Source organism: Pseudomonas sp. CCI1.1 (genome assembly GCF_034348165.1).
Taxonomy (GTDB): domain Bacteria; phylum Pseudomonadota; class Gammaproteobacteria; order Pseudomonadales; family Pseudomonadaceae; genus Aquipseudomonas; species Aquipseudomonas paracarnis.
The window spans coordinates 1281920-1307463 of record NZ_CP133780.1; the positions used below are offsets into that span (position 1 = coordinate 1281920).

Sequence of the window (25544 nt, forward strand, 5' to 3'; positions counted from 1 at the left end):
TTGTGGGTGGTCATGCAGCCGGTCAACGGCTTTTGCTCATGTAGCGTTCGAGGGGGTCTTTGCTCAGCCCGCCCTGGGCCTCGGCCAACGAGTCGATAAACAGGGAAAACAGTTCCGATTGCGTGCCGATGTCGAGCTTGCTGTAGATGTGCTTGCGGTGGGACTTGATAGTGTCTTCGGAGACTCCGAGGCGCTCGGCCAGCGAACGTGTGGAGTGGCCGCGCAGGATCAACTGGGTGATCCGGCATTCGCGTTCGGTGAGCAGCGACGAGCCGAAGTTGTTGAGTGCCGAGTGAATACGCTGTTCCAACAGGCTTTCGAAGCGCGCGCCCTGAGTCTCCAGGCCGGCGAAGTGCTTGCCCAGCACCGCCAGTACCCAAGGTGCTATGCGCTTGAATTGCTCGGTGGTGGCCGCGTCGAGCTTTTGCGTAAAGGCCAGCGACACCGCCAGGCTCAAGCCGTTGCTCGCCTGCAGGATGTAGTTGAGCTCATCCTCCAGGTGCGAATGCCGGTAAAACGACTGGTAGTACTCGCTGTGCTCGAAGTGATCGGGGGCTACGTCGGCGAGGTCGTAGCAGCCGGAAGCCGCCCCCTCCACGCAGGCGCCGTAGAACGGGTCGAGCAAGTAAAACCCGGAGAGGTACTGGCGCACATTGCCCTGGGGCAGCCATGGCCCGTCCAGTTCGAACACTGCGCTGGGCATGCCGTCGTGGGGGTACAGGTACAAGGTCGTGGCCTGAATGGGGCGGATACACCCCAGGGCATCGAACAACGTGGCGGCAAACCCCGCGTGCCCGATGCTCTCGGTCACCCTGGCTATCTGTTCGAACCACTGGGCTGAAGACAGTCGATCATTATCCACTTCGAAGACTCGCCGTCATAACGGTTGGGTGCGACACCAGGTCACTGGCGCCGGGGACTGAAGTGATAGTCCCACACCCGCAAAGTCATCGAAATCACCCCTTAGGGTGAGGGGGTGCGCTGGAACCTCGGAATCGCCAAGCCCAGGCTTTCGCGCAAGGTCGAGCCCTCGTAGGCCGTGCGATAAACACCGCGCTCTTGCAGCAAAGGGATCACCTCCTGAGTAAAGCGATCAAATTGCCCAGGGTGCCCGATGTAGATATTGAACCCGTCCACCGCCCGTGCCTCGAACCAATCCGCCAGTTTCTGCGCCACCGTGGCGGCGCTGCCCACGAACGCGCCTGGGCGCAATTGCCGGCCAAACTCGACGGCCTGGCGCAGGGTAAAGCCCTTTTCCCGGGCCTGGTCTGCGATGCGTTTGGCTGCGGTGAAAAAACTGCTGCGCGCGGCCTCCAGGCTCTCTTGCGGGAACGGCGCGTCCAGGTCGTATTGGCTGAAATCATGCCAACCAAAATTGCGCCCGAACTCCTTGAGCGCCAGCGCGAAACTGTGGTCGAGCTGATGATAGTGCTGCTCGATTTCCCGGGCATGGGCATCGGTGTCGCCCACGTAAATTTCCGCACCGGGCATGATCAGTACCTGTTCCGGATCGCGCCCCCGTTGTGCCGCCCTACCCTTGATATCCCGGTAAAACGCCTGGCCCTGCTCGATAGTGGCTGCGTGGGTGAAGATCACATCGGCGGTGGCGGCGCCCAGGTCGCGGCCTTGTTCGGAGTCGCCAGCCTGGAATATCACCGGTTGGCCCTGGGGGGAGCGCTGGATATTCAGCGGGCCCACCACCGAAAAGTGTTCGCCCTGGTGGTTCAGGCTGTGCAGCTTGCTCGGGTCGAGAAACTGCCCAGTGGCACGGTTGCGCACAAACGCATCGTCTTCGTAAGAATTCCACAGCCCCTGTACCACCTGAACGTGTTCGGCGGCACGCCCATAGCGCGTGGCGTAGTCGTAGTGTTCGTCGCGGCTGTAATTGCCGGCGGTACCGGCATCGCCACTGGTCACCACGTTCCAGCCGGCGCGGCCTTTGCTGATCAGGTCCAGGGAGGCCAGGCGCCGGGCGACGTTATACGGCGAGTTATACGAGGTGGTCAGCGTACCGACCAGGCCGATATGCCGCGTGCTCACGGCCAGTGCCGACAGCAACGTCAGCGGCTCCAGGCGATTGAGGTAATGGGAGGGCGAGCCTTCGGTGATGAACTGGCTGTCGACGATGAACAGCAGGTCGAACAGCGCCGCCTCGGCCTGGCGCGCTATCTCGATGTACCAATCGACGTTGACGCTGGCATCGGCCGGCAATTGCGGGTCAAGCCACAGGTTATGGCGGCCCGGCCCACCGCAGCCCATGGTCAGGGCGCCAAGTTTGAGCTGTCTTTTAGTCATTGCGCACTAGTCCTTCAAGCGGTCAGGGCTGGGTGGTGACGACGGCGGGTTGCAAGGCGGCCGCGAATGAAGGGTCAAACAACGTGGCGGCCGAGTAAGACTTGACCAGACCCAGGCCGGCAAAAAAGTCCACGGTCTTTTGCGCCTCGATGGGCGCCTGAGGCGTCAGCGGCTCGACGGTGGTGCGTGCGCGGGCAAACCAGACGCGGGCGATGTCGGCATCAGCGCGGGTGCGCTTGGCCCAGGCATCGGCATACGCGTTGGCGTTGGCCGGGCTCTGGCGCGCCCAGTCGCGGGCTGTTTTCAGGCGCTGGAGAAAGTCACTGATGGGTTCACGCTTGGCCTCCACAGCACTGGCGTTGGCGGCAATGAAACTCTGGGCCGGGATCAAGTCTTCAGCGGTTGCCAGCACCCGCGCACCTTGGCGTTCCTGTTGCGTGACGTAGGGTTCCCAAGTGGCGATCACGTCAACGGCACCGCCTTCCAGCGCGTGGGAGGCGTCCAGGGCGCTGAGGTAACGCCATTGCAGCGAATCCCGCGCAACCCCGGCCTTGTCCAGCGCGGTTAGCAACAGTTGCTGGCTCCAGGAGCCCTTCCAGATCGCGGCGCGTTTGCCTGCCAGATCGGCCAGGCTGCGGATCGACGAGTCTTTTTTTACCAGGATGGCTACGCCGTCGAGATTCTGCCGGCTGACGGCAATCACCTTGATCGGTGCACCCAAGGCGCCCAGGAACAACACCGGGGCATCCCCGAGCAGGCCCAGGTCCAGGCTGCCGACGTTGAGCGCTTCGGCCACTGGTGAGCCGGCCGTGAACTGTTTCCAGTCCAGCGTGTAGGGCAAGTCATCCAGCACCCCCGCCGCTTCCATCACGGCCTGGGCGTTGTAGCTCTGGTCGCCGACCACCAGGGTTTGCGCTTGCGCCGTCAGGCACAGAAATGAGGCGGCGAACCCGGCCGCCAGGATTTTGAGGTAACGCACGTTCGTCTCCAGATGCCTTGTGGGGCATGCAAGTCGATCCGCACGCACGGTCTCGGTTTAAAAGGTTATTGTTTATAGCTATGGGGTGTGAGGGCTATTTTTGCGGGCTGAAGGTAAGATGTAAAATACTGATTACGCATAACCTAATTCAATAAAAATGCGTATATCGCATCACGCTAGCGCGCAAATTCAATCCGGGCCATCAAGCCCGAACCACGCCGAAGGCGAAAGAACGGGTCGAATACACGCTCCCGGTCCGCTTCGGGAATCCCCGGCCCCTCGTCGCTGACCTCAGGCCGGCCCGGCATACAGCCCCGGCGCTCGTTAGCACGCCTGCTCAAACGTCATAATCACAGGGGCATCTGCGTGGTAATCTCCCGGCACCACGAATAGACATTGATCGTCACTTGACGATGACCAAAGCCAGGAAAGACCATGCCCAAGATTTCTCACTCAGCGCTACGCCGTAACTTCCGTGACCTGCTGGCAACGCCCCTGTGCGTTGAAACCGCCTCCGTATTCGACCCCATGTCTGCCCGCATCGCGGCCGACCTGGGGTTTGAAGTGGGAATCCTGGGCGGTTCAGTCGCCTCCCTGCAGGTGCTGGCGGCCCCCGATTTTGCGTTGATTACCCTGAGTGAGTTCGTCGAGCAAGCCACCCGCATCGGCCGTGTGGCCCAGTTGCCCTTCATCGCCGATGCCGACCATGGCTACGGCAACGCCCTGAACGTGATGCGCACCGTCGAAGAACTGGAACGCGCCGGCGTCGCTGCGCTGACCATCGAAGACACCCTCTTGCCCGCGCAATTCGGGCGTAAATCCACGGACCTGATTTCCGTCGAAGAAGGCATCGGCAAGGTCAAGGCCGCGCTGGAGGCACGTGTCGACCCGGCGCTGTCGATCATTGCGCGCACCAATGCCGGCGTGCTGCCCACCAGCGACGTGATTGCGCGGACCAAGGCCTACGAAAAGGCCGGTGCTGACGGCATCTGCATGGTCGGCGTCAAGGACTTCGACCACCTGGAGCAAATCGCGGAGAACCTCAGCGTTCCGCTGATGCTGGTGACCTACGGCAACCCGCAACTGCACGACAGCGAGCGCCTGGCCAGCCTGGGCGTGCGCATCGTGGTGGCCGGGCATGGCGCCTACTTCGCCGCGATCAAGGCCACTTACGACAGCCTGCGTGCCCAGCGCCAACTGACCCACAGCACCTCGAACCTCAGTGCGACGGAGTTGACCCACACTTACACCTTGCCTGAGAGCTATGTGGCGTGGGCCGAAGAGTTCATGGATGTAAAAGAGTAATCAATCACTCACGGCTCAGCCGTTGGCGCATCCCTGCGCTGGCGGCCGGGCCGGGCTGTACCACGCACTGATCCATCGCCACCCACGCACCTTCCTCCGTCGCCATCATCGGCTGCACCGGCCGGCCCGTCTCGCGTTCCACCACCTCGACACTGATGCCCTCCTCGGCGTAATGCCGATTGCCCCACGCCACCAACGCCATCAGCACCATACGAAAGTCTTCGCCCCTGGCCGTCGGCACGTATTCGTAGCGTGGCGGCCGCTCGCTGTAGGCGCGGCGCTCCAGCATCCCCGCTTCTACCAAGCCATTAAGGCGGCGCGTCAGCATGTTGGGCGCGATGCCCAGGCTGCGCGAGAACTCGTCAAAACGGCGCAAGCCGTGCAAGGCGTCGCGCATGATCAGCATGCTCCACCACTCCCCTACCCGTTCAAGGCTACGGGCGATGGGGCATTCGGCACTGATGAGGGATTTGCGCTGCATAAGTATTCCTGTGTGCGAGTACAAACTTGTAGGACACCATGTTACTTTCATGATGATAGTGACGTCCATACGCTGTGTATCCTTCAAGCAACAGGAGTCGATTGAGCATGAGTAAACGTATCGTCGTGACGGGCATGGGCGCGCTGACGCCGCTGGGGTCGAGCGTGGAATCCACTTGGCAGCGCTTGCTGGACGGGCAGTCGGGCATCCGCTGTTTGCCGCAAGAGATGATCGGTGATCTGGCGGTCAGCATCGGCGGCCAGGTGCAAAGTGCGTTGCAAGACCCCGAAGCCGGTTTTGATCCTGATCGACTGTTGGCGGCCAAGGAACAGCGCAAGATGGACCGCTTTATCCTGTTCGCCCTGGCGGCGGCGGATGAAGCCCTGAAGCAGGCCAATTGGGCCCCCAAAACACCTGAGGAGCAGGCGCGCACGGCGACCATCATCGCCTCCGGTGTCGGTGGTTTCCCGGCCATTGCCGATGCAGTGCGCACCACGGACAGCAAGGGCCCGCGTCGTCTGTCGCCCTTCACCATTCCATCGTTTCTGAGCAACATGGCCGCCGGGCATGTGTCGATCAACTATGGCTTGAAAGGCCCGCTGGGTGCGCCAGTAACCGCGTGTGCAGCCGGGGTTCAGGCTATCGGCGACGCAGCGCGAATGATCCGCGCCGGGGAAGTCGACGTCGCGGTATGCGGCGGTGCCGAAGCGGCGATTCATCGCGTCAGCCTGGCCGGTTTCGCCGCAGCGCGAGCGTTGTCCAGCGATTTCAATGCCACGCCGCAGCGCGCTTCGCGCCCCTTCGATCAGGCGCGCGACGGCTTTGTGATGGGCGAAGGCGCCGGCATTCTGGTAATTGAAGAACTGGAGCATGCCCTGGCGCGGGGCGCACAGCCGATTGCCGAACTGGTGGGCTATGGCACCAGTGCAGACGCCTATCACATGACCGCAGGGCCTGAAGACGGTGACGGTGCGCGCCGGGCAATGACTCAAGCGTTGCGCCAGGCGGGCATCGAGGCATCGCAGGTGCAGTACCTGAATGCCCACGCGACCTCCACGCCTGTGGGCGACAAAGGCGAGCTGGCGGCGATCAGGACGGTATTCGGTACCGGCGGCAGCCCGGCGATCAGCTCGACAAAATCCGCCACCGGCCACTTGCTCGGTGCTGCGGGGGGCATCGAAGCCGTCTTTACCGTGCTTGCCCTGCGTGACCAGATCGCGCCAATGACACTCAACCTGGAAAACCCGGACGCCCTCGCCGACGGCCTGGACATGGTGCGCGATGAGGCGCGTCCCATGCCGATTGAATATGCGCTGTCCAATGGCTTCGGCTTTGGCGGCGTGAACGCCAGCGTACTGTTCCGACGCTGGATATAAGCCGGGGTTTGCCCCTGGGCTGAATTTCACCGACCATGGCGCCTTTCTGTTCCTGCCAACACGAGGTGCCCATGGCCAACCACGACCTGTCCTATACCCCTGACCCGGACGCCGATTCCATCTCCTCCGACGTGATCGGCTTCAACGGCATCCTGGTCTCCACCCAGATTCCCACCCATGCCGATGGCAGCCTGGAGCTGGGCGATATCACCCTGCAAAGCGAGTGCACCCTGCAAGCGCTTAAAGTTGCGCTGGAAAAAGCCGGCAGCTCCATGGACCGGGTCATGCACCTGACCATCTACCTCACCGACATGGCCGACCGCGCGGCGTTCAACGAGGTCTACAAGCGCTTTTTCGCCAAGCCCTGGCCAGTGCGGGCAGCAGTGGGCGTTGCCGCCTTGGCGGTAGAAGGTATGCGGGTGGAAGTGACGGCGATGGCTGCCAAGGCTTGAATCTGTGACGCCGTTAGCGCCGATCTGATCGGAATGTCGAACGCGGTCAAAAAGGTGGGAGCTGGCTTGCCTGCGATAGCGGTGGTGAATGTTCAATCGCCATCGCAGGCAAGCCAGCTCCCACATTGGGGCTTCGTTGCGTTGAGCATTGCGTTTGCTTAACGAACTTGCATTAGGCCCGACAGCCCTGCGGTAGATGCCGCCCAGGCATTTCACAGCTACAATGCGCGCCTCAACCGTGACAAGCCTGACTAAAAAAACTATGTCCTTGCCCAAGCATCACCTGGAATTGCTCAGCCCTGCCCGCGATGTCGCCATTGCGCGCGAGGCTATCCTGCACGGCGCCGACGCCGTTTACATCGGCGGGCCGAGCTTTGGCGCCCGCCATAATGCGTGTAACGAGGTGAGCGATATCGCCCAACTGGTGGAATTCGCCCGCCGTTACCACGCCCGCGTCTTCACCACCATCAACACCATTTTGCATGACAACGAGCTGGAGCCCGCGCGCAAGCTGATCCATCAGCTCTACGATGCCGGTGTGGATGCGCTGATCGTGCAAGACCTGGGCGTGATGGAGCTGGATATTCCGCCGATCGAGTTGCACGCCAGCACCCAGACCGACATCCGCACCCTGGGCCGGGCCAGGTTTCTCGACCAGGCCGGTTTCTCGCAGTTGGTACTGGCCCGCGAGTTGAACCTGCAAGAGATCCGCGCCATTGCCGACGAGACCGATGCCGCCATCGAGTTCTTTATCCACGGCGCCCTGTGCGTAGCGTTCTCCGGGCAGTGCAATATCTCCCACGCGCAAAATGGCCGCAGCGCCAACCGTGGCGACTGCTCCCAGGCCTGCCGCCTGCCCTACACCCTGAAAGATGACCAAGGCCGCGTGGTGGCCTTTGAAAAGCACCTGCTGTCGATGAAAGACAACAATCAGAGCGCCAACCTGCGCGCCCTGGTCGAAGCGGGTGTGCGTTCGTTCAAGATCGAAGGCCGCTACAAGGACATGGGCTATGTGAAGAACATCACCGCCTACTACCGACAGCGCCTCGACGAGATCCTCGAAGACCGCCCGGACCTGGCCCGCGCTTCCAGCGGGCGTACCGCGCACTTCTTCCTGCCCGACCCGGAAAAAACCTTCCACCGGGGCAGCACCGATTACTTTGTCAGCGACCGCAAGATCGACATCGGCGCGTTTGACACCCCGACCTTTACCGGCCTGCCCGTGGGCACCGTGGAAAAAGCTGGCAAGCGCGACTTGCAGGTGGTCACCCATGAGCCGCTGTCCAACGGCGACGGCCTCAATGTGCTGATCAAGCGTGAAGTGGTGGGTTTTCGCGCCAACATCGCCGAGCCCAAGGGTGAGTTCGAGGAAGACGGTGAAAAGCGCTACCGCTACCGCGTCGAGCCCAACGAAATGCCGGCCGGCCTGCATCAACTGCGCCCCCATCACCCGCTCAATCGCAACCTGGACCACAACTGGCAACAGGCCCTGCTCAAGACCTCGGCCGAGCGCCGTATCGGCTTGTCATGGGTCGCGTGCCTGCGTGAAGAGCAGCTGCAAATCACCGCGACCAGCGAAGAAGGCATCAGCGCCAGCGTCACCCTGCCCGGCCCGTTTGGCGTGGCCAACAAGCCGGAACAGGCGCTGGACACCCTGCGCGACCTGCTCGGCCAACTCGGCACCACCGAGTACCATGCCACCCGCATCGAACTGGATGCGCCGCAGGCGTTCTTCATTCCCAATTCGCAGCTCAAGGCCTTGCGCCGTGAAGTGATCGAAGCACTGACCGCCGCACGCGTCGCCGCGCATCCGCGGGGCGGGCGCAAGGCTGAAACCTCGCCGCCGCCGGTTTACCCTGAGGCGCACCTGTCGTTCCTGGCCAACGTCTACAACCAGAAGGCCCGGGACTTCTACCATCGTCACGGCGTGAAGCTGATCGACGCGGCCTTCGAAGCCCACGAAGAAACCGGCGAAGTGCCGGTGATGATCACCAAGCACTGCCTGCGTTTCTCGTTCAACCTGTGCCCTAAACAGGCCAAGGGTGTGACCGGGGTAAAGACCAAGGTGGCGCCGATGCAATTGATCCACGGTGACGAAGTGCTGACCCTCAAGTTCGACTGCAAACCCTGCGAGATGCATGTGGTGGGCAAGATCAAGGGGCATATCCTCGGCCTGCCGCAGCCTGGCAGCGCGGTGGAGCATTTCAATCCGGAAAACCTCATCTATCAGGGCACGCACTAACCCTCATCTGTAGGAGCGAGCTTGCTCGCGAAAAGCTCGAGGACGCCGCGTTTCAACCCGATGCGCTGCGTCATCGTTAGCCTTCTTCGCGAGCAAGCTCGCGCCTACCGAGGTTGCGGGGCCACCACCAGCCCCGCTGCAACCCTGCCGCTGCCAGCAGAATCGCCGCCACACCCAGCCATTGCAGCCACCCCAGGCGATGCCCGAACGCAATCCAATCCACAAAGATCGCCGCAATCGGGTAGATGAACGACAGTGCGCCGGTAATGGCCGTCGGCAGTTTCTGGATCGCGCCATACAGCAGTACATACATCAAACCCGTGTGCACCACCCCCAAGGTGACCAAGGCCGCCCACGTCGTGGTGGATGCCGGCAGGCCATTCCAGGGCACCAGCGGCGCCAGCAATAGCGCGCCAGTGGCCACCTGGATCAATGCCATCAAATGCGGCGGTACTTCCTTGAGGCGCTTGATGATCAACGCCGCGACCGCATACAAAAATGCCGCGCCCAGGGCCAGCGCGATGCCTACCAGGTAATCTCCTCCACCCGTTTGCTCGCCATGGGCGGTAACAATCGCCAACATGCCCAGGAACGCCACGCTCAACCACGCCAGTTTCTGCACGGTGATTTTTTCACCGAGAAACACCGCCGCCAGCATTACCAGAATAAACGGCTGCACGTTGTACACCGCGGTGCTGATCGCGATGGAGGCACGGGAGTAGGATTCGAACAGCAGCAACCAGTTGCCGACAATGGCCACACCGCTGAGCACGGCCAGCCCCAGTTTTGCCCAACTGAGCAGGTCCAGGCGCAGGTAACCCAGCCAGGCGCACACCAGCACCAGCGTCAGCGCACCGATCACGCAGCGCCAGAACACCACCTCGATCACCGACACGCCAGACACCAGCACAAACCAGCCAATGCTGCCCGAGATCAGCATGGCGGCGACCATTTCCCACGACCCGCGACGGATGGATGAATCCATGATTGAGGCTCCTCAAGTGAGGCTCCAGTATGGCAATCTGTCGGCGACGGCTACAGCGACTAAAAAAGGCAAAAGCCCGAAATCACCTTTTCTTATTAGGCACAGACCATGATCGACACCATCGACCAGCAATTGATCGCCGCTTTGATGGACGACTCGCGGTTGTCCCTCAAGGCCCTGGCAGGCATCACCGGGCTGTCGTCACCCAGCGTCAGCGAACGTCTGCGGCGCCTGGAAGAACGCGGCGTGCTGACCCACTACACCGTCGACATCGACCCCAAACACTTCGGTTACCTGCTGCAAGCCATCGTGCGCATCCGCCCCCTGCCCGGCAAACTGCAGGAAGTGGAGCGCCAGATCCAGGCGATCCCTGAGTTCACCGAATGCGACAAGGTCACCGGCGAGGACTGCTTCATCGCCCGCCTGCATGTGCGCACCATGGATCAGTTGGACAGCCTGCTGGACCGGATCAATGGGTATGCCGAAACCAATACTGCGATTGTGAAGAAAACCCCGGTGAAACGGCGCTTGCCGCCGCTGGGGGCTCGCTGAGGTGTCATGCCAAGGGAGTGTCATGACCAAACACAGTCAAATGTGGGAGCGGGCTTGCTCGCGAATACAGGGTGTCAGACACCGACTCTGTTGACGGGTATACCGCATTCGCGGGCAAGCCCGCTCCCACAGAATGCCACTTCAACCCGGTGATTGTTTGAACCCGCACTTGGCCACCGCCCTCCAACCTGAATGAACCACGGCCGGGTGCACGCACTATGACTTTCATTCTATGGTTGGCCGTATTGGGCGCGGTGCTGCTCACCCTCGCCCTCACGTCCTCCTACCTGCGCTGGATGCCGGTCACCACTTCGGCGGTGTGCCTGTTGCTCGGCATCGCCATCGGCCCCCTCGGTGTGGACCTGCTGCACCTGGACATCAAGGGGTCGGCGCGCTGGATGGAGCACCTGACCGAAGTGGCAGTGCTGTTTTCGCTGTTTGTCAGCGGCCTTAAATTGCGCCTGCCGCTCAAGCATCGCACCTGGCGCATCGCCTTCGGCCTGGCCGGCCCGGTCATGCTGTTGACCATCCTCGGCACCGGGCTGTTGCTGCATTACCTGCTTGATCTGTCGTGGGGGGTGTCTTTGTTGGTGGGCGCGATCCTGGCGCCGACCGATCCGGTGCTGGCGGGTCTGGTTCAGGTCAACAATGCCCAGGACTACGACGCGCTGCGCTTCGGTCTGTCCGGCGAAGCGGGGCTGAACGATGGCAGCGCCTTTCCGTTTGTGATCTTCGGCTTGCTGTTCATGCAACACGGCGGCTTCGATGGCGACTGGGTCGGCGGTTGGGTGCTGAAAAACCTGGTATGGGCGGTGCCGGTCGGGCTATTGATCGGCTACTGGATGGGCCGAGGTATCGGCCGTGTGACGTTGCGCCTGCGCCTGATCAATGCCGACAGCACCCTCTCGCCCAATGATTACCTGACACTGGCATTGATCGCCCTTGCCTATGTGACCGCCGAAGCCGTGGGCGGCTATGGCTTCCTGTCGGTATTCGCGGCGGGCCTGGGGTTGCGTCAGGCCGAGGTGAAGTCCACCGGCAACGCCCAGACACCCGCCGAGCACCTGGCGCAACCGGTGGTGGGCCACCTCGAAATCGAGCCCGAGCAAGCCTTGCACGGCGACGTCAGCCAGTTGAAGGACACCCAGATCGCGGCAGGCGTGATGATGGGTGACATGCTGGCCTTCGGCAGCCTGGTGGAGCGGGCCATGGAGGTGTTCCTGGTGACCGTCTTGGGCATCGTGCTGGTCAGCCACTGGGAGTGGGCCGCGTTGGCGGTGGCGCCGTTACTGTTCTGTGTGATTCGCCCCGCCAGTGTATTCGCCATGCCTTGGGGCCGCCTGCTGGACCATCGCCAACGCAGCCTGGTCAGTTGGTTCGGCATCCGTGGGATCGGCAGCATTTACTACCTGTTCTATGCGCTCAACCACGGTCTGGTGGGCACCAGCAGTGCGGTGGCGGTCAACCTGACGTTGTCGGTCATCGCATTGAGCATCCTGGCCCATGGCCTGACTACCCAGCCCATGCTGGCATGGTATGAGCGTCAGGCTGCGCAAAAAAATTGAATCCTGCACCACGCCGGGGTTTCAAACAGCCAAGACCCACACTGCGAGTCAGCTAATGAAAAAGATCGCCCAACGATTGCTTGAGGAACGCCAACGCCTGGGATATTCGCAGCAATACCTGGCGCAGGCAGGCGGCGTGACCACACGCGAGCAACGTCAATATGAACTGGGCGAAGACCTGCCCCATGCCAACTACCTGGCAGCTCTGGCCGAGCATGGGGTGGATGTGGTGTATGTGATCACTGGCAAGCGCAGCACGGTGGTCAATATCAGCCGCGATCAGGCGCAGACGCTGATCGATAACCGCGTGGTGGGCCAGGAGGTGTCGCTGGACGGCGGGGCCGAGGAAGACGTCTACTTCAAGCTCAGCAATCCCTCTGGCCCGCCGCCGGATCAGTCCTGATTTTCAGTGTTGCCAACGTCCGCCGCTTCATCCAGGTCGTTCAGCGGCACCTCGGCATCGTCCATCAACGAACCCGGGTCTTCATTGCCGGGATCGTTGAGTTCATCGTCCAGTTCTTTTGACATGTGCGTCTCCTCTAACCGCCTTGGGTATCGATATCGGCATCGGTTTCAGGCTTGTGCTCGCGCTCGGGCTTGAAGTCTGGACTGTAGTCGTTTTCCTTGGCCTTTGGGTCGCTCGCAGGCGTTGGATCCTTGGGCGCATCGGCGGCGGTGCCAGGGGCAGGCTCGCCGCCGTCGATGGCGGGGTCGTTGCGATTGTGGGTCTGGGGATCTTTAGGCTGGGTCATGAGGCACCTCTTTGCAGGCCGGTGAAAAATCTGAACCGCATAGAGCTAAGGCGTCACGGCCACGGCTGAAGTTCCGTTCGCGTGGTCAGCGCAGTGGATTGTCCACCTGGATATAGAACGCATAGATGCCCAACACCAGCCAGAACACCATGAACAACCACGGCGCACGCATGGAAAACAACAACGACTTGCGATAGCCCTTGTGGCTCGACTCCACTTCGGAAAACAGGGGCGACTCATCGTAGGCCATGCCCATCACTGGCTCGCTGCGCAGCAATTCGCTTTGCTTGTAGTGCCAGTGGTCGATGATTTCATACGCCGCACGGATACCGGGCCAGGCATTCAGCGAACTGAGAATACCCAGCGAAACCAGGAAGATCGGCACCACCAGCGTGAACAGCTTGCCCCATTCCGGGTTGAGGTTGCCCATGCCGGAGACAAAGGCAATCACCAGGAAGGATTGCGCGGTCAGGTAGGCGTCGGTGCGGTTGGCCAGGATGCTGGTTTCGTACTGGATCTCGCGCCGGTAAAAGTCGAGGCGGTCCTTGGGCGAGCCGAATATCTTTGCGTTGTGTTCGCTGTGGTCGTTCAGGGCCGCTTCCGGAGTGTGGGGGGAGATGATTCTGGACACGACGGTGCTCCACAAGGTGACGAAACTCCTTAGAAGAATCGGGGCCTTGTGAAGTTCAAGTAGGTTCGCGCACCAATTCAGGGCGACCGCCGCCCTCTGTAGGGGCGAGTTAGCTCGCGAAATACGTCAACGCTAACGCGGGCTGCCTGATTAAACGCGGTGCCGGTGAGTTTTTCGCGAGCAAGCTCGCTCCTACAGGGGATTAACGGCATTCCGGCACAGGCATTGCTTTATCCATTCACCATCCCGAAAACAGGAGCATGCGTTACCCCCCGACCCAGAGCCGCCCCCATAAGAAAGTAAGGACCAGGTCTGTTGGCACCTTCAGCCACGGGCTCATAAAAACATGCGTTTTTTTAAGCGGCAGTGCCACCCAAAGCCACACTGGGCACTGACAAGGTACTGGAATGGCTCGATCTTTCTTTGATGAAATGAATGACGCAAACGGCGTATGCCGTGCGCATTATCAGGACTTCTCTCGCTGGCTGGCCCACACGCCGCCGGAACTGCTGGCCCAGCGTCGCCGTGAAGCGGATTTACTGTTCCATCGCGCCGGGATCACCTTCACCCTGTATGGCGACGAGCAAGACACCGAACGCCTGATCCCCTTCGACATCATTCCCCGCAGCATCCCCGCCAGTGAGTGGAGCCTGATCGAACGCGGCTGTATCCAACGGGTCAACGCGCTGAACCTGTTTTTGGCCGACATCTACCACGACCAGCGCATTATCAAGGCCGGGATCATTCCCGCCGATCAGGTCCTGGGCAATGAGGGCTATCAGAAAGCCATGGTCGGTCTCGACCTGCACCGCGGCATCTATTCGCACATCTCGGGCGTCGACCTGGTGCGCGACGGCGACGGTACCTACTACGTGCTGGAAGACAACCTGCGCACCCCCAGCGGCGTGAGCTACATGCTCGAAGACCGCAAGATGATGATGCGCCTGTTCCCGGAAGTGTTCGCCAAGCAGCGCATTGCCCCGGTGGACCACTACCCCAACCTCTTGCTCAAGACCCTCAAGAGCGCCAGCCGCCTCGATAACCCGAATGTGGTGGTGTTGACCCCTGGGCGCTTCAACAGCGCTTTCTTCGAACACGCGTTCCTTGCCCGGGAAATGGGCGTGGAGCTGGTGGAAGGCGCCGACCTGTTCGTGCAGGACCTCAAGGTGTTCATGCGCACCACCGACGGCCCCAAGGCCGTGGACGTGATCTACCGACGCATCGACGACGCTTTCCTCGACCCCCAGGCGTTCAATCCCGAGTCGATGCTCGGCGTGCCGGGGCTGGTGGCGGCTTACTGCGCCGGCAATGTGGTGCTGGCCAATGCCATCGGCACCGGGGTGGCTGACGACAAGTCGATCTACCCCTACGTACCCGCGATGATCCGCTTCTACCTGGACGAGGAACCGGTCCTGCAGAACGTGCCGACCTTCCAATGCCGCAAGCCCGATGAGCTGTCCCATGTGCTGGCCAACCTGGAGCAGTTGGTGGTCAAGGAAACCCAGGGCTCCGGCGGCTACGGCATGCTGGTGGGCCCGGCGTCGACGGCCGCCGAGATCGAAGACTTCCGCCAGCGCATCAAGGCCCGCCCCCATGCCTATATCGCCCAACCCACCTTGAGCCTGTCCACCTGCCCGACCTTTGTCGAAAACGGCATCGCGCCCCGGCACATCGACTTGCGACCCTTCGTGCTCTCGGGCAAGGAAACCCGCCTGGTGCCCGGTGGCTTGACCCGCGTGGCGCTGAAGGAAGGCTCGCTGGTCGTCAACTCGTCGCAAGGCGGTGGAACCAAGGACACCTGGGTGGTGGAGGGCTGAGTATGCTGAGTAGAACAGCTGCAGATCTGTATTGGATGTCGCGTTACCTGGAGCGCGCCGAGAACCTGGCACGCATGCTGGAAGTCAGTTATTCGTTGTCCTTGATGCCCCAGGCCGGGCGCAGCGATGGCCTGGATGAACTGGCGATGTCGTTGCTCAGCAGCGGCACCCTGGACAGCTACCTGGAGCGGCACCAGACCCTGGATGCCGAACGCATGTTGCACTTCTTTGCGCTCGACGCGCAAAACCCCGCGAGCATCTACAACTGCCTGCGTGCCGCCCGAGGCAATGCCCATGCGGTACGCGGGCGCATCACCGCCGACATGTGGGAAAACCTCAACGCCACCTGGCTGGAAATGCGCAGCATCGCCGCCGGTGGCCTGGCACGGCATGGCATCAGCCACTTCTGTGATTGGGTCAAGCAACGCTCGCACCTGTTTCGGGGCGCAACCTCGGGCACCATCATGCGCAATGACGCGTACCGCTTCATTCGCCTGGGCACCTTTGTCGAACGTGCTGACAACACCTTGCGCCTGCTGGATGCGCGCTATGAGATGTTCGGCGAGGAGTCGGAAGAAGTCAGCGACGTATCGGCACGCGGTTATTACCAGTGGAGCGCCCTGCTGCGCGCGTTGTCGTCGTTCGAGGCCTATACCGAGCTGTATCCGAATGCCTTGAATGCACGCTCGGTGTCAGAGTTGCTGCTGTTGCGCAGCGATGTGCCGCGTTCGCTGCATGCCTGCATCGAGGAGTTGAGCCATATCCTGGCCGACCTGCCCGGCAGTTACGGGCGCACGGCGCAACGCCTGGCGGCGGAGTTCGAGGCGCGGCTGCGGTACACGGGGATTGATGAGATTCTGGAAGATGGGCTGCACACTCGGCTGACAGAATTCATCGACACCGTGCGTGAGTTGGCCCGGGAGATACAGAGCTCCTACCTGGAAGTGGTGTAGCCCAAACCTGTAGGAGCGAGCTTGCTCGCTCCTACAGGGGCTTGATCGCCCACCAACGCGGCAACAACTGCTGCACCCGCGATTCGCCAAAGCGGTCATCGATCAGCATCACCACCCCGCGATCCTGCTGGCTGCGGATCACCCTCCCCGCCGCCTGCACAACTTTCTGAATACCGGGATACAGGTAGGTGTAGTCATACCCCGCGCCGAAAACAGCGCCCATACGTGCCTTGATCTGCTCATTCACCGGGTTGAGCTGCGGCAAACCCAGGGTGGCGATAAACGCCCCGATCAGGCGCGCTCCGGGCAGGTCGATACCTTCGCCAAACGCACCGCCCAGCACCGCAAAGCCAATGCCCTGGCTGTGGTGGGTGAACTGCTCCAAAAAGGCTTGGCGCTCGGCCTCGGCCATGCCCCGCGCCTGCAACCACAACGCAATCTGCGGGTGCCGTTCGGCCATTAACTGGGCCACCTGTTGCAGGTAATCGAAGCTTGAGAAAAACGCCAGGTAGTTACCCGGTTGCGCAGCGAATTGCCGCGCGAGCAGTTCCACGATAGGTTCCAGCGACGCCTGGCGATGCACAAACCGCGTAGAGATGCGGTCAACGATGCTGACCTGCAATTGCTCGGCCTTGAACGGTGATGCCACATCAACCCAGGCGGTATCCGCCGGCAGGCCCAGCAAGTCCGCGTAATAATGGCGCGGGCTCAAGGTCGCGGAAAACAGCACACTGCTGCGCGCGGCGGTCAGCCTGGGCCGGATGAACTCGGCCGGCACCACGTTGCGCAGGCACAGAGTCGAGCTATTGCGCTTGCCGCTGAACGAGCGCTTGGTGATATCGAAGATAAAGTGCTCATTGAACAGCTCGGCCACTTTGGCCCATTGCAGCGCGTCGAAGTAGAAGGCTTGCAGGTCACCGCTGAGGGCTTCGGGGTGGTCGTTGAAGTAGTCGCCCATGGCGCTGGTGCACAGGCTCAGGGCCTGGAGCAGTTTGTCAGGTTTGGCGGCGTACGCCTGATACGGTGCGAGTTGGTCCTTGTGCAAGGCATTCCACTCACGGTTCAAGCGCTGCAAGGGTTTGTTCAGGGGCTCGGGCGCGTTATCGCGCAAGGTCTTGAGGCTGTACTGGTCCAGGCTGGCGCTGTACATCGAGCGCGCGCGTTCGACCAGGTTGTGCGCCTCGTCCACCAGCACCGCGACACGCCACTGGTTGAACTGGGCCAGGCCGAACAGCATGGCGCCAAAGTCGAAGTAATAGTTGTAGTCGGCGACGATCAGGTCGCTCCAGCGCGCCATTTCCTGGCTCAGGTAGTACGGGCATACCTGATGGGCCAGCGCCACGTTGCGCAGGCTTTGTTGATCGAGCAGGCGCACCTTGGACGCGGCCTGGCGGGCGGCAGGCAGGCGGTCGTAAAAGCCCTTGGCCAATGGGCAGGAATCACCGTGGCAGGCTTTGTCCAAGTGTTCGCACGCCTTGTCCCGGGCCACCAGTTCAAGCACACGCAGTGACAGCTCGGGGCTGCTGTCGTACAGCACCTGGGCGGCATCCAGCGCCAGCTTGCGCCCGGGCGTCTTGGCGGTGAGGAAGAACAGCTTGTCCAGTTGCTGCGGCGCCAGGGCCTTGAGCAGCGGGAAGATGGTGCCGATGGTCTTGCCAATACCCGTGGGCGCCTGGGCCATCAGGCACCGGCCCGTAGTCACCGCTTTGTAGACCGACTCGGCCAAGTCGCGCTGCCCGGTACGGAAGTCGACATGGGGAAACGCCAGGCTCTGCGCGCCAGCGTTGCGTGCCGCACGGTGCTGCATCTCCTGCCGGGCCCAGTCCAGGAACAGCGCGCATTGCTGATTGAAGAACTGCTCAAGGTCGGGTGCATCGAACCGCTGGTTCAGCACGGTTTCGCCTTCGCCGACGATGTCGAAGTACACCAGCGCCAGGTCGATATGATCGAGCCCGAGTTTCTGGCACATCAGCCAGCCATACACCTTGACCTGGGCCCAGTGCAGTTGCCGATGGTTGGCGGGCTGGGCAGCGAGGTCGCCACGGTAGGTTTTGACTTCTTCCAGGCGGTTGGCGTCCGGGTCGTAGCCGTCCGCCCTGCCCCGCACCTTGAGCTGCTGGTAATCGCCCTCCAGGGTGACCTCGTGCTGATAGTGCGCGCTGCGCCGGGATGCCACCGTGCGATGGCCGACGATGCCTTCCTGGGCGCTGGGCGACGGCGTAAAGCGCAGGTCGAGGTCACCGACCTTGGCCGTGAACTCACACAGCGCCCGCACGGCCACGCTGTAACTCAAGCGGGTTGCTCCGCCCAACGCACGTAGCAGACGGTGACCGGCATCTGGTACTCGCCGCAGAACGCCAGCCAACGCAACTGGTTGTCTTGCAGGCGGTCGCCGGGCCCCTTGACCTCGATCATGCGATAGGTGTTTTGCGCCGGCCAGAACTGGATGAGGTCCGGCATCCCGGCCCGGTTGGCACGGATATCCTGCAACAGGCGCGTGAACCAATGGCGCAAATGCTCGGCGGGCAGGCAGGCCAGGGCTTGCTCCAGCAGGTCTTCACTGAGCAGGTTCCAGAACACAAAGGGCGACTGGATGCCCCATTTATCCACGTAGCGTTGGCGGATGCTTGCCTTGTAGCGACCGTCCTTCAATTGCGCAAAGCACGCGGCAAACAAAGCTTCTCGGCGTTGATAAAAGTCCTCGCTGTGCAGGTCCGCCGGCCCGCGCTGGAACGGGTGGAAGAACGCCCCCGGCAACGGCGCAAAAATCGCCTCCCAGCACAGCAAGCCAAACAGCGAATTGATCAGGCCATTCTCGACGTAATGCACCGGTGCATCCGGTTCGCTCAGGTGCGCCAGCACGCAGGATTCCACCGACAGCAGCGGTTCCTGCACCAGCGAAAGGTCCAGGCGTGCCACCGCTTGGGGCTTGGCCCTGGGCAGCGCCGGCCCGCCGAGTTTGCGCCGCAGACGCGGCACTACGCGAAGCAGGTGTTGGTGTTCCGCTGCGCTGTGTGGGGCCTGTTGCGCCTCGGTCGCCAGGGCCATGGCTTGGGCGTAATCCTCCTGACGTTCCAGTACGCGGATCAGCCGCGCTCGCGCGCCGGGATGAGTGCAATTGCGGTAGATCTGTTCGGCCAGTGCCAGCTCGGCGCACCGTTCGCAATACTGGCCGATCTGGAACAGCAGCTTGGCACGACGCTTTTCCAGCCACGGGTTGTCGGTACACAACGTGGCGACCTGCGCCAACACCGTATCCAGTGCCTCACCGGTTTCAAAGGCTTGCTGACACTGGTGCAGGAATAAAAACCCATGCACGTCGTCACGGCTGCGTAAACCACGAGACTCGGCGCAGAACTCGACTTTTTCATAGGTATAGATGCCCAGATCTGCCAACACGAATTCCGACCAGTCCTGGTGCAGGTTGCCGAAGAACATCAGGCGCAGGCGATCACACAACTCCATCACTGTCAGGCTATACAGCACATCGCCCACGTCGGGACACCACTGGGTAAAGCTGCGCGGTTCGGTAAATTGCGCCGCCAAGGGTTCAAGCCAGTCGGCCTTGTTGCCCTTGGGTTGGTCGATCCAGGGCCTGAAGGCGCCGAGCAATTCACTTTTTTGCAGCAGGGCGAACAGGGTGGCAAACGGCAGCGGGCTTTGATCCTCCACCCACCCCAACTCACGCAGTGGCCCCGCCGCCGCATGAGGGCAACCGATTTCCAGGTAATGGAGCTTGGTGGCGCGAAAATGCACGCCCTTGCGCATCACCATCCGCACCAACAACGCCTGGGACGCCAGAGGCAACCTGTCAAATTGCTGAATGAAATGCTGTTCGTGCGCATCGAGCAAATCGGCATAGCGCTGCCCCAACCAAACCAGCACTTGGCGGAAGTTATGCAGGTAATACAAGGGATCTTCGAGGGGGTTGGCCATGGCGCAGAGCAATCAAATACTGGTTATGCATACAGAGTGCCGGGGCAAAGCGGTTGTTGCAATCAGTAATAGATAAATGGCGCCTGCAACTTTTTGCAAAAAAACAATCTGATGAGGGGGTTGATCAAGTAATATTTATGGCCGCGCAGCCAGACGCTGCGGGACTTTTCAGGGTTAAAGGTAAGGGTTATGAACATGAAGAATTTGGGGCTGCCACTGGTTGCACTCACTTTTCTGGTATTGGCCGGTTGCTCCACGCAAACCGTGGTGACCTTGCAGAACGGCACGCAGTATTTGACCAAGGACACGCCCAACGCCAAGACCGCCGACGGCTTCTACGAGTTCACCGATATTGCCGGCAAGCGTATTCGTATCAAGGCCGATGATGTGGCCACGGTGCGTAAGGAAAAGTGATCTTCTAGCAACACCCCATCAAATGTGGGAGCTGGCTTGCCTGCGATAGCGATTTGTCAGTCACCGCATGGCTGTCTCGACCGCCGCCATCGCAGGCAAGCAAGCTCCCACACCGAATACGTTAGCTGATGACTATCCCCTCCCCCGACAGACTGCTCACACCCACCAGCGTCACCGAATCCGTACCAAAGCTAATGACGGTATCCGCGCCCACCACCTTGACGTGATCGCGGTAATCGGTGCTGCCCGCCACGTCGTTGAACACCAGCTTGTCCGTCGTCTGGTAGCCAATCACCCGGTCATTGCCAAACTGCCCGCTAAACAAAAACGTGTTATGCCCGCTGCTGTCACGGATGGTGTCATTGCCCTTGCCACCTTCGATAAAGTCCGCGCCCCTGCCGCCTTTGATCAAGTCGTCGCCGTCACTGCCAATGATGAAGGTATTGCCCTTGTGCGCCTCGGCATTGCGGTTGAGGTCTTGCACCCAGGTGGTGGCCCGTGCCGGATCGGACAGGTTGGCGACGATCACCGTCGAGTCGCGGGTCATCTGTTCGTAGAAGCCCGAGTCGAGGATGCGGGTCATGCCGTCGCCGTAACCGGTGGGCAAGTGCGAGACCCAGGTGGGCAGGTTGAGAATGGAAAATGGCAGCAGGTTCCACAGGGATGAAGCGTAGTGGTCGTTGAAGCTGACGATGTTGTCGGTGCTCGACTCGTGGGGCTTGTCGTGCACGCCCAGGGACGACAGGTTGAATGACGAGCCATCCAGGGCGCGGAACACCGGGTCGTTTTCATAGCCGACGTTAAGCACCTTGTCGCCGGCGCTCTGGGTCGGCGACGCGTAGGCCACGTAGTTGGAGTCCTTATAGAACCCCGACCAGCTGTTGTCGCTCAAGTCGGCCATGCTGTTGACCGCGAGGCCCCCAAGGCTGTGGCCGCTGACCACTACGTCGTTGCCGCCCAGGCCCTGGGCACTGGCGTAGTCCGCCACGTTTTTGAGCAAGCCGCCGAAGGCTTCCCCCGCGTAGTTCTTGGCATAATCCTTGGGCCCGAAGGCGGCGAGCAGGTCGCTGATCACATCGCCGATGGAGTCGGTGATCACACTTTCCCGAGGCCCCGAAGTGCCGCGAAAACTGATGCCGAGCTCCAGCAGCTTGCCCGCGTCATCGTACTTGCCCAGCACCTCGGCCTGCGCCGTGCCGTAGCCGAATTTTTCGCCAAAGAAGGTGCCGCGTTCATCAACCTTGCCGCTGTAGCCCAGGGTACTGGCGCTGATAGGCTTCCAGCCGGCTGCTTGCACCGCCTCCAGGGCGGCTTTTTCCGAGTCGGGGTTCCAGGGGATGCCGGGGATGACCCCTTGGGCATTGCTGCCGCCAATCAGCGCGCTGACCAGGGTGGCAGGCAAGCCCAGCCCGAGGCCGTTGTTCTGGTAACCGACGGCAAAGCCGTTATCCAGGTTGTGGTAGGAATACAGCGTGATCGCCATGGCATCGGCGAACAACGCCTTGGAGTCCTCGGTACCGAGGTTTTTATAGTCAAAGATACCCATTGGTAGTGCCTCTCTGTTGTTGGATTTGTAGAGAAAGCCAAAACACCTGTTATCCGTTACCACCTGTAGGAGCGAGCTTGTGTGGCGAGGGAGCTTGCTCCCTCGCCACAACCCACTGCATCTGGCCTTTAGAACGCCCAGTCCAGGCTCAAGCCGACGCCGTGCACCTTCTCCTTGCTGGCCAGCAAGCCGTTGTAATCGAAGTTCACCCGCGCATCCTTGCTCAATGCCAGGCTGACCCGTGCTCCGACCAACGCGGCATCGCGCACCATTGGCGCACTTTCCACCGTGAACGACGGGCCGCCCGAGGCAAACGCCAGGTGCTGCTCCGAATCGGTGCTGCTCAGGTTGTGCTGCCAGCCCAGGGTGCCGGAGACTTCCAGTTGCTGATGGTCGTTGATATTGAAGGTCTTCAAGGCACGCATACCCAGGGTGCTGAGCACCAGGTCACGGCTGTCGTCGCCACTTCTCAGCGCGGCGGCGTCGCCCTTCTCTTTGAAGCTGTCAGTGTCCAGGTGCACGTAGGCCAGATTGGCGAACGGCTCCAGGGCCAGCGGTTGCAGGTTGATGCGGTACGCAGCTTCGGTGAACACCTGAGTGCTGTGGGCATCGACCTTGGCTTTTTGCTTGCCGCTGACGTCGCCGTATTGCAGGTCGCGTTTGACATCGGCGCGGTGCCAGCTGTAGGTCGCGCCGCCACTCAGGCGCCAGGCGCCGATTTCATGCCCGGCATAGGCGCCGAAATGATAGCTGTCGACCGAGGCGCGGCTGTGGGTGCCGCTGCCCATGTTCAGCGACGTGTCGCTGTAGCCGGCCACCAGGCCGATGCGTGTGGCCTCATCGAGGGCGCCGTCCACACCGGCGAGCATGCCGCCGATAGAGGTGGTGTAGCCCGCCGTGTCGTTGCGGCTGTCGGTCTTGCCCCATGCACCCAGTGCCTTGACCCACACGTTGCCACGGCTGTCGATGGCTTGGCTGGTAGCGCCCATCTCGCCATTGCGCAGGCGTTCGCCCACCGCTTCGCGTACGTAGCGGCTGTCATTGACCAGTGCGGTTTCCAGCGCCGGGTAAACCTCCCCGCTCAGTTGCTGGAACGCGCCTTGAGCCGAAGCGGCCGTGGGTGCCAGCAGCAAGCTTTCATACACGCCATTGCCTGCGCCCAATTGCTCGGCGGCGGCGGCCACGGCGCGCTGGTTCGGCGTAGCCGCCACGCTGGCGAAGCTGTTGGTGCGTGCCACATCCAGCTGCACACCGTTGGCGGCGTAGTTCAAGGTGCCGCCGACAAACAGGTAATTGGGCACCACTGCCGCGAAGCTACCGGTGACGCCGCCTGCCGCTTGCAGGATGTTGTACTGACGGCCGATCAGGCTTTGGGCCTGGGTGGCGCTCAGCAAGGTCGGGCTGTTTTCCAGGGCAAGAGTCACGGTGCCGCCGTTGAGGGTGGCCGTGCCGCCGGCGACGATGCGATCGCTGCTGGTGGGCGACAGTTCTACCGCGTAGGTCGAACCCGGTTCAAAGTTGACGTTGCCCGCCACGTTCAAGGTGCCGATGGAATTGCCCGGCGCCACGGTGCCGCCGCTTTTCGCGCTCAGCGAACCGATACGCCCCGAACCACCGACCACACCGCTCTGGCTGACGGTAACGTCGGAGGTGACCGAACCGTTGATTGCCAGCAAGCCCTGGTTGACCAGCGTCGGCCCGCTGTAAGTATTGGCGCCGGTGAGCACCAAGGTACCGATGCCTTGCTTGGTCAGGCCGCCATGGCCCGAGATGTCGTTGCTCCACACATCCCGCCCGCAGTGCAGGTCATCGCACACACGCTGGGTGGGTTTGCCGGCATCCACCACCGCGCCGACACCCGGCAGGTCCGCGACGAACTGGCCGCTGCCGTAGGCGCCGTCGATACGGAACTCGGCCGGGATATCCTCAGCGGTGATAAACATCCCGGGGCCGTTGACCGCCTTGCCCAGGTTGATCATGCCCCAGCCATACAGCGAATCGATGCCCGGCGCGCCGAGGTCGGTGGCGGTGGTCTTGAGCACGGTGGAGATCTGGTCGCCGCTCATGTATTGGAAGCGCTCCATCAGCACCGCTGCGGCGCCTGCCACGTGAGGTGCGGCCATGGAGGTACCATTTTTGTTGGCCCAGTCGGTGGTGAGGTTGCTCAGGTCGGTACCGTTGATGATCGAACTGTAGATCTTGGTGCCGGGTGCCGACACGCAAAAGCTCGCCGCATAGCCACAACGCGAGGAGAAAGTACTGATCACATACGGATCGGGGCTTGCCGTATTCGAGTTCTGCTGGAGGGCCGCGACGGACAGCCAGTTAGGCGCGATCTCTGGCACAAAATACGCAAGGCCGGAAATCGCATCCGGGTTGTTGAGGTTGTAGTCATTGCCTGCAGCAAAGATGGTCAGCACACCGCTGCGGGCCGCGTCGATGGCGCCTTGGTACGCGCCACCTGCTAGGGTGCCAAGGATCGGCCTGATGGTATTGAACTGCGCCTGGGCTTCGTTGACGGTGAAATTGGGGAACGCCGGATCGCGGCCGCCCTTGGCGTACTGATCACCGATGCCGATGCCCCAGCTGTTGTTGATGATACGCGCGCCACTGGCGACCAGCCCATCCCAGCCGGCCTTGTACACGGCGCCGTCGTTGCCGAGGATGATCCCGTCTTCCGGGCCCGGGTCACCGTTTTCGGCGGTGAGGATTTGTGCGTTGAACGCCACGCCGTGCATCGGCCCGCCATCGCGGTTACCGGCCGCAATGCCGCCGACATGGGTGCCGTGGTTACCCAGCTTGCCGTTGGAGTCCTTGGACGGCGTGCCGTCGTAGCGGAACGCGTCGCCGGCCTTCACTGGGATATACGGGTCGGTGTATTGGCGAATGCCCTCGGTGACAATCGTCACCACCTTGTCGGGGCTGGCAAACTCCGGGTGCTGGGCGTACACCGGCTGGTCGAAGATCCCCAGTTTGACGCCCTTGCCGGTATAGCCAGCCGCATAGGCGGTGTCGGCGTGCACGGCGCCCAGGCCCCAGTCGGCCTTGAACTCATTGCTGCGCCAGCTGGCGGCGTCGCCCAGTTTGCCGCTTTCCACATAGGGTGCAGCCTGGGCGGTCCCCAGGCTTGCCAGGCAACACAGTAACGCGCCGTATGGCACGCAGCTCAGCGCCTTGAGCGGATAGCCCGGGCCTGTGTGGATGGCGGTAGTTAACCCTGACTTGCTTTTTTTCACGGTGACCTTCCTTAGTTTTCTTATTGC

22 protein-coding genes and 1 pseudogene are annotated in these 25544 nt (G+C 61.7%); 10 read left to right on the forward strand and 13 right to left on the reverse strand.

The window, feature by feature from the left end:
• Positions 1-22 precede the first annotated feature (22 nt).
• From RHM69_RS05575 to RHM69_RS31055, 4 genes and pseudogenes are all read right to left on the reverse strand, one after another.
• Entirely contained in the window at positions 23-862 is an 840-nt protein-coding gene (locus RHM69_RS05575; RefSeq protein ID WP_032873985.1) for a helix-turn-helix transcriptional regulator, read from the reverse strand.
• Between the two features lie 101 nt (positions 863-963).
• Entirely contained in the window at positions 964-2295 is a 1332-nt protein-coding gene (locus RHM69_RS05580) for an LLM class flavin-dependent oxidoreductase (RefSeq protein ID WP_200599177.1), read from the reverse strand.
• Positions 2296-2317: 22 nt separating this feature from the next.
• Positions 2318-3274: an ABC transporter substrate-binding protein gene (locus RHM69_RS05585; RefSeq protein ID WP_073453686.1), complete on the reverse strand. Its 957-nt coding sequence runs from the start codon at positions 3272-3274 to the stop codon at positions 2318-2320.
• 176 nt (positions 3275-3450) lie between these two features.
• Positions 3451-3579 (reverse strand): annotated as a pseudogene (locus RHM69_RS31055) (ATP-binding protein); the annotation flags it as partial.
• 130 nt (positions 3580-3709) lie between these two features.
• On the opposite strand from RHM69_RS31055, the gene RHM69_RS05590 reads away from it, so the two are divergent.
• Positions 3710-4579, forward strand: coding sequence for an isocitrate lyase/PEP mutase family protein (locus RHM69_RS05590; protein ID WP_014718426.1), 870 nt, complete (start codon positions 3710-3712; stop codon positions 4577-4579).
• A gap of 4 nt (positions 4580-4583) precedes the next feature.
• On the opposite strand, the gene RHM69_RS05595 is transcribed toward RHM69_RS05590, so the two are convergent.
• Positions 4584-5060: a winged helix-turn-helix transcriptional regulator gene (locus RHM69_RS05595; RefSeq protein ID WP_032873990.1), complete on the reverse strand. Its 477-nt coding sequence runs from the start codon at positions 5058-5060 to the stop codon at positions 4584-4586.
• Positions 5061-5167: 107 nt separating this feature from the next.
• On the opposite strand from RHM69_RS05595, the gene fabF reads away from it, so the two are divergent.
• The 3 genes from fabF to RHM69_RS05610 all read left to right on the forward strand — a co-directional run bounded on the left by fabF (position 5168) and on the right by RHM69_RS05610 (position 9130).
• The gene (gene fabF, locus RHM69_RS05600; RefSeq protein WP_019820073.1) at positions 5168-6436 is read left to right on the forward strand and encodes a beta-ketoacyl-ACP synthase II; all 1269 of its coding nucleotides are present in this window, start codon (positions 5168-5170) and stop codon (positions 6434-6436) included.
• A gap of 71 nt (positions 6437-6507) precedes the next feature.
• A complete protein-coding gene (locus tag RHM69_RS05605; protein WP_014718423.1) occupies positions 6508-6888 on the forward strand; it encodes a RidA family protein in 381 nt (126 codons plus the stop codon).
• A gap of 262 nt (positions 6889-7150) precedes the next feature.
• Positions 7151-9130: a peptidase U32 family protein gene (locus RHM69_RS05610; protein WP_014718422.1), complete on the forward strand. Its 1980-nt coding sequence runs from the start codon at positions 7151-7153 to the stop codon at positions 9128-9130.
• A gap of 76 nt (positions 9131-9206) precedes the next feature.
• Here RHM69_RS05610 and RHM69_RS05615 read toward each other — a convergent pair whose 3' ends face one another.
• On the reverse strand, positions 9207-10115 hold the full coding sequence (locus tag RHM69_RS05615) for a DMT family transporter (RefSeq protein ID WP_032903427.1): 909 nt from the start codon (positions 10113-10115) through the stop codon (positions 9207-9209).
• A 108-nt stretch (positions 10116-10223) separates the two neighbouring features.
• On the opposite strand from RHM69_RS05615, the gene RHM69_RS05620 reads away from it, so the two are divergent.
• The 3 genes from RHM69_RS05620 (at position 10224) to RHM69_RS05630 (ending at position 12635) form a co-directional block, all read left to right on the forward strand.
• Entirely contained in the window at positions 10224-10667 is a 444-nt protein-coding gene (locus tag RHM69_RS05620) for an Lrp/AsnC family transcriptional regulator (RefSeq protein WP_014718420.1), read from the forward strand.
• Positions 10668-10885: 218 nt separating this feature from the next.
• On the forward strand, positions 10886-12232 hold the full coding sequence (locus RHM69_RS05625) for a cation:proton antiporter (protein ID WP_019820078.1): 1347 nt from the start codon (positions 10886-10888) through the stop codon (positions 12230-12232).
• A gap of 55 nt (positions 12233-12287) precedes the next feature.
• A complete protein-coding gene (locus tag RHM69_RS05630) occupies positions 12288-12635 on the forward strand; it encodes a helix-turn-helix domain-containing protein (RefSeq protein WP_014718418.1) in 348 nt (115 codons plus the stop codon).
• Here RHM69_RS05630 and RHM69_RS05635 read toward each other — a convergent pair.
• The 3 genes from RHM69_RS05635 to RHM69_RS05645 all read right to left on the reverse strand — a co-directional run bounded on the left by RHM69_RS05635 (position 12626) and on the right by RHM69_RS05645 (position 13615).
• Positions 12626-12760, reverse strand: coding sequence for a hypothetical protein (locus tag RHM69_RS05635; protein WP_014718417.1), 135 nt, complete (start codon positions 12758-12760; stop codon positions 12626-12628). The genes RHM69_RS05630 and RHM69_RS05635 overlap by 10 nt on opposite strands.
• Positions 12761-12771: 11 nt before the next feature.
• On the reverse strand, positions 12772-12984 hold the full coding sequence (locus tag RHM69_RS05640) for a hypothetical protein (RefSeq protein ID WP_072434553.1): 213 nt from the start codon (positions 12982-12984) through the stop codon (positions 12772-12774).
• Positions 12985-13069: 85 nt separating this feature from the next.
• The gene (locus tag RHM69_RS05645; protein WP_014718415.1) at positions 13070-13615 is read right to left on the reverse strand and encodes a hypothetical protein; all 546 of its coding nucleotides are present in this window, start codon (positions 13613-13615) and stop codon (positions 13070-13072) included.
• A gap of 407 nt (positions 13616-14022) precedes the next feature.
• Between RHM69_RS05645 and RHM69_RS05650 the strand changes: the two genes are divergently transcribed.
• Both RHM69_RS05650 and RHM69_RS05655 read left to right on the forward strand, forming a co-directional pair.
• On the forward strand, positions 14023-15432 hold the full coding sequence (locus RHM69_RS05650; protein WP_014718414.1) for a circularly permuted type 2 ATP-grasp protein: 1410 nt from the start codon (positions 14023-14025) through the stop codon (positions 15430-15432).
• Between the two features lie 2 nt (positions 15433-15434).
• Positions 15435-16385, forward strand: coding sequence for an alpha-E domain-containing protein (locus tag RHM69_RS05655; RefSeq protein WP_014718413.1), 951 nt, complete (start codon positions 15435-15437; stop codon positions 16383-16385).
• A gap of 31 nt (positions 16386-16416) precedes the next feature.
• On the opposite strand, the gene RHM69_RS05660 is transcribed toward RHM69_RS05655, so the two are convergent.
• Both RHM69_RS05660 and RHM69_RS05665 read right to left on the reverse strand, forming a co-directional pair.
• The gene (locus RHM69_RS05660) at positions 16417-18678 is read right to left on the reverse strand and encodes an ATP-dependent DNA helicase (RefSeq protein WP_200599178.1); all 2262 of its coding nucleotides are present in this window, start codon (positions 18676-18678) and stop codon (positions 16417-16419) included.
• A complete protein-coding gene (locus tag RHM69_RS05665) occupies positions 18675-20321 on the reverse strand; it encodes a VRR-NUC domain-containing protein (RefSeq protein WP_200599179.1) in 1647 nt (548 codons plus the stop codon). Before RHM69_RS05665 ends, RHM69_RS05660 begins: the two co-directional genes overlap by 4 nt.
• A 189-nt stretch (positions 20322-20510) precedes the next feature.
• Here RHM69_RS05665 and RHM69_RS05670 point away from each other — a divergent pair, with 189 nt between their 5' ends.
• A complete protein-coding gene (locus RHM69_RS05670) occupies positions 20511-20735 on the forward strand; it encodes a YgdI/YgdR family lipoprotein (protein ID WP_003191162.1) in 225 nt (74 codons plus the stop codon).
• Between the two features lie 121 nt (positions 20736-20856).
• On the opposite strand, the gene RHM69_RS05675 is transcribed toward RHM69_RS05670, so the two are convergent.
• Positions 20857-22281 carry a lipase gene (locus RHM69_RS05675; RefSeq protein WP_060767318.1) on the reverse strand — a complete coding sequence of 475 codons (1425 nt, stop codon included), beginning with the start codon at positions 22279-22281 and terminating at the stop codon, positions 20857-20859.
• Positions 22282-22409: 128 nt separating this feature from the next.
• Entirely contained in the window at positions 22410-25517 is a 3108-nt protein-coding gene (locus RHM69_RS05680; protein ID WP_200599180.1) for an autotransporter outer membrane beta-barrel domain-containing protein, read from the reverse strand.
• Positions 25518-25544: the final 27 nt, after the last annotated feature.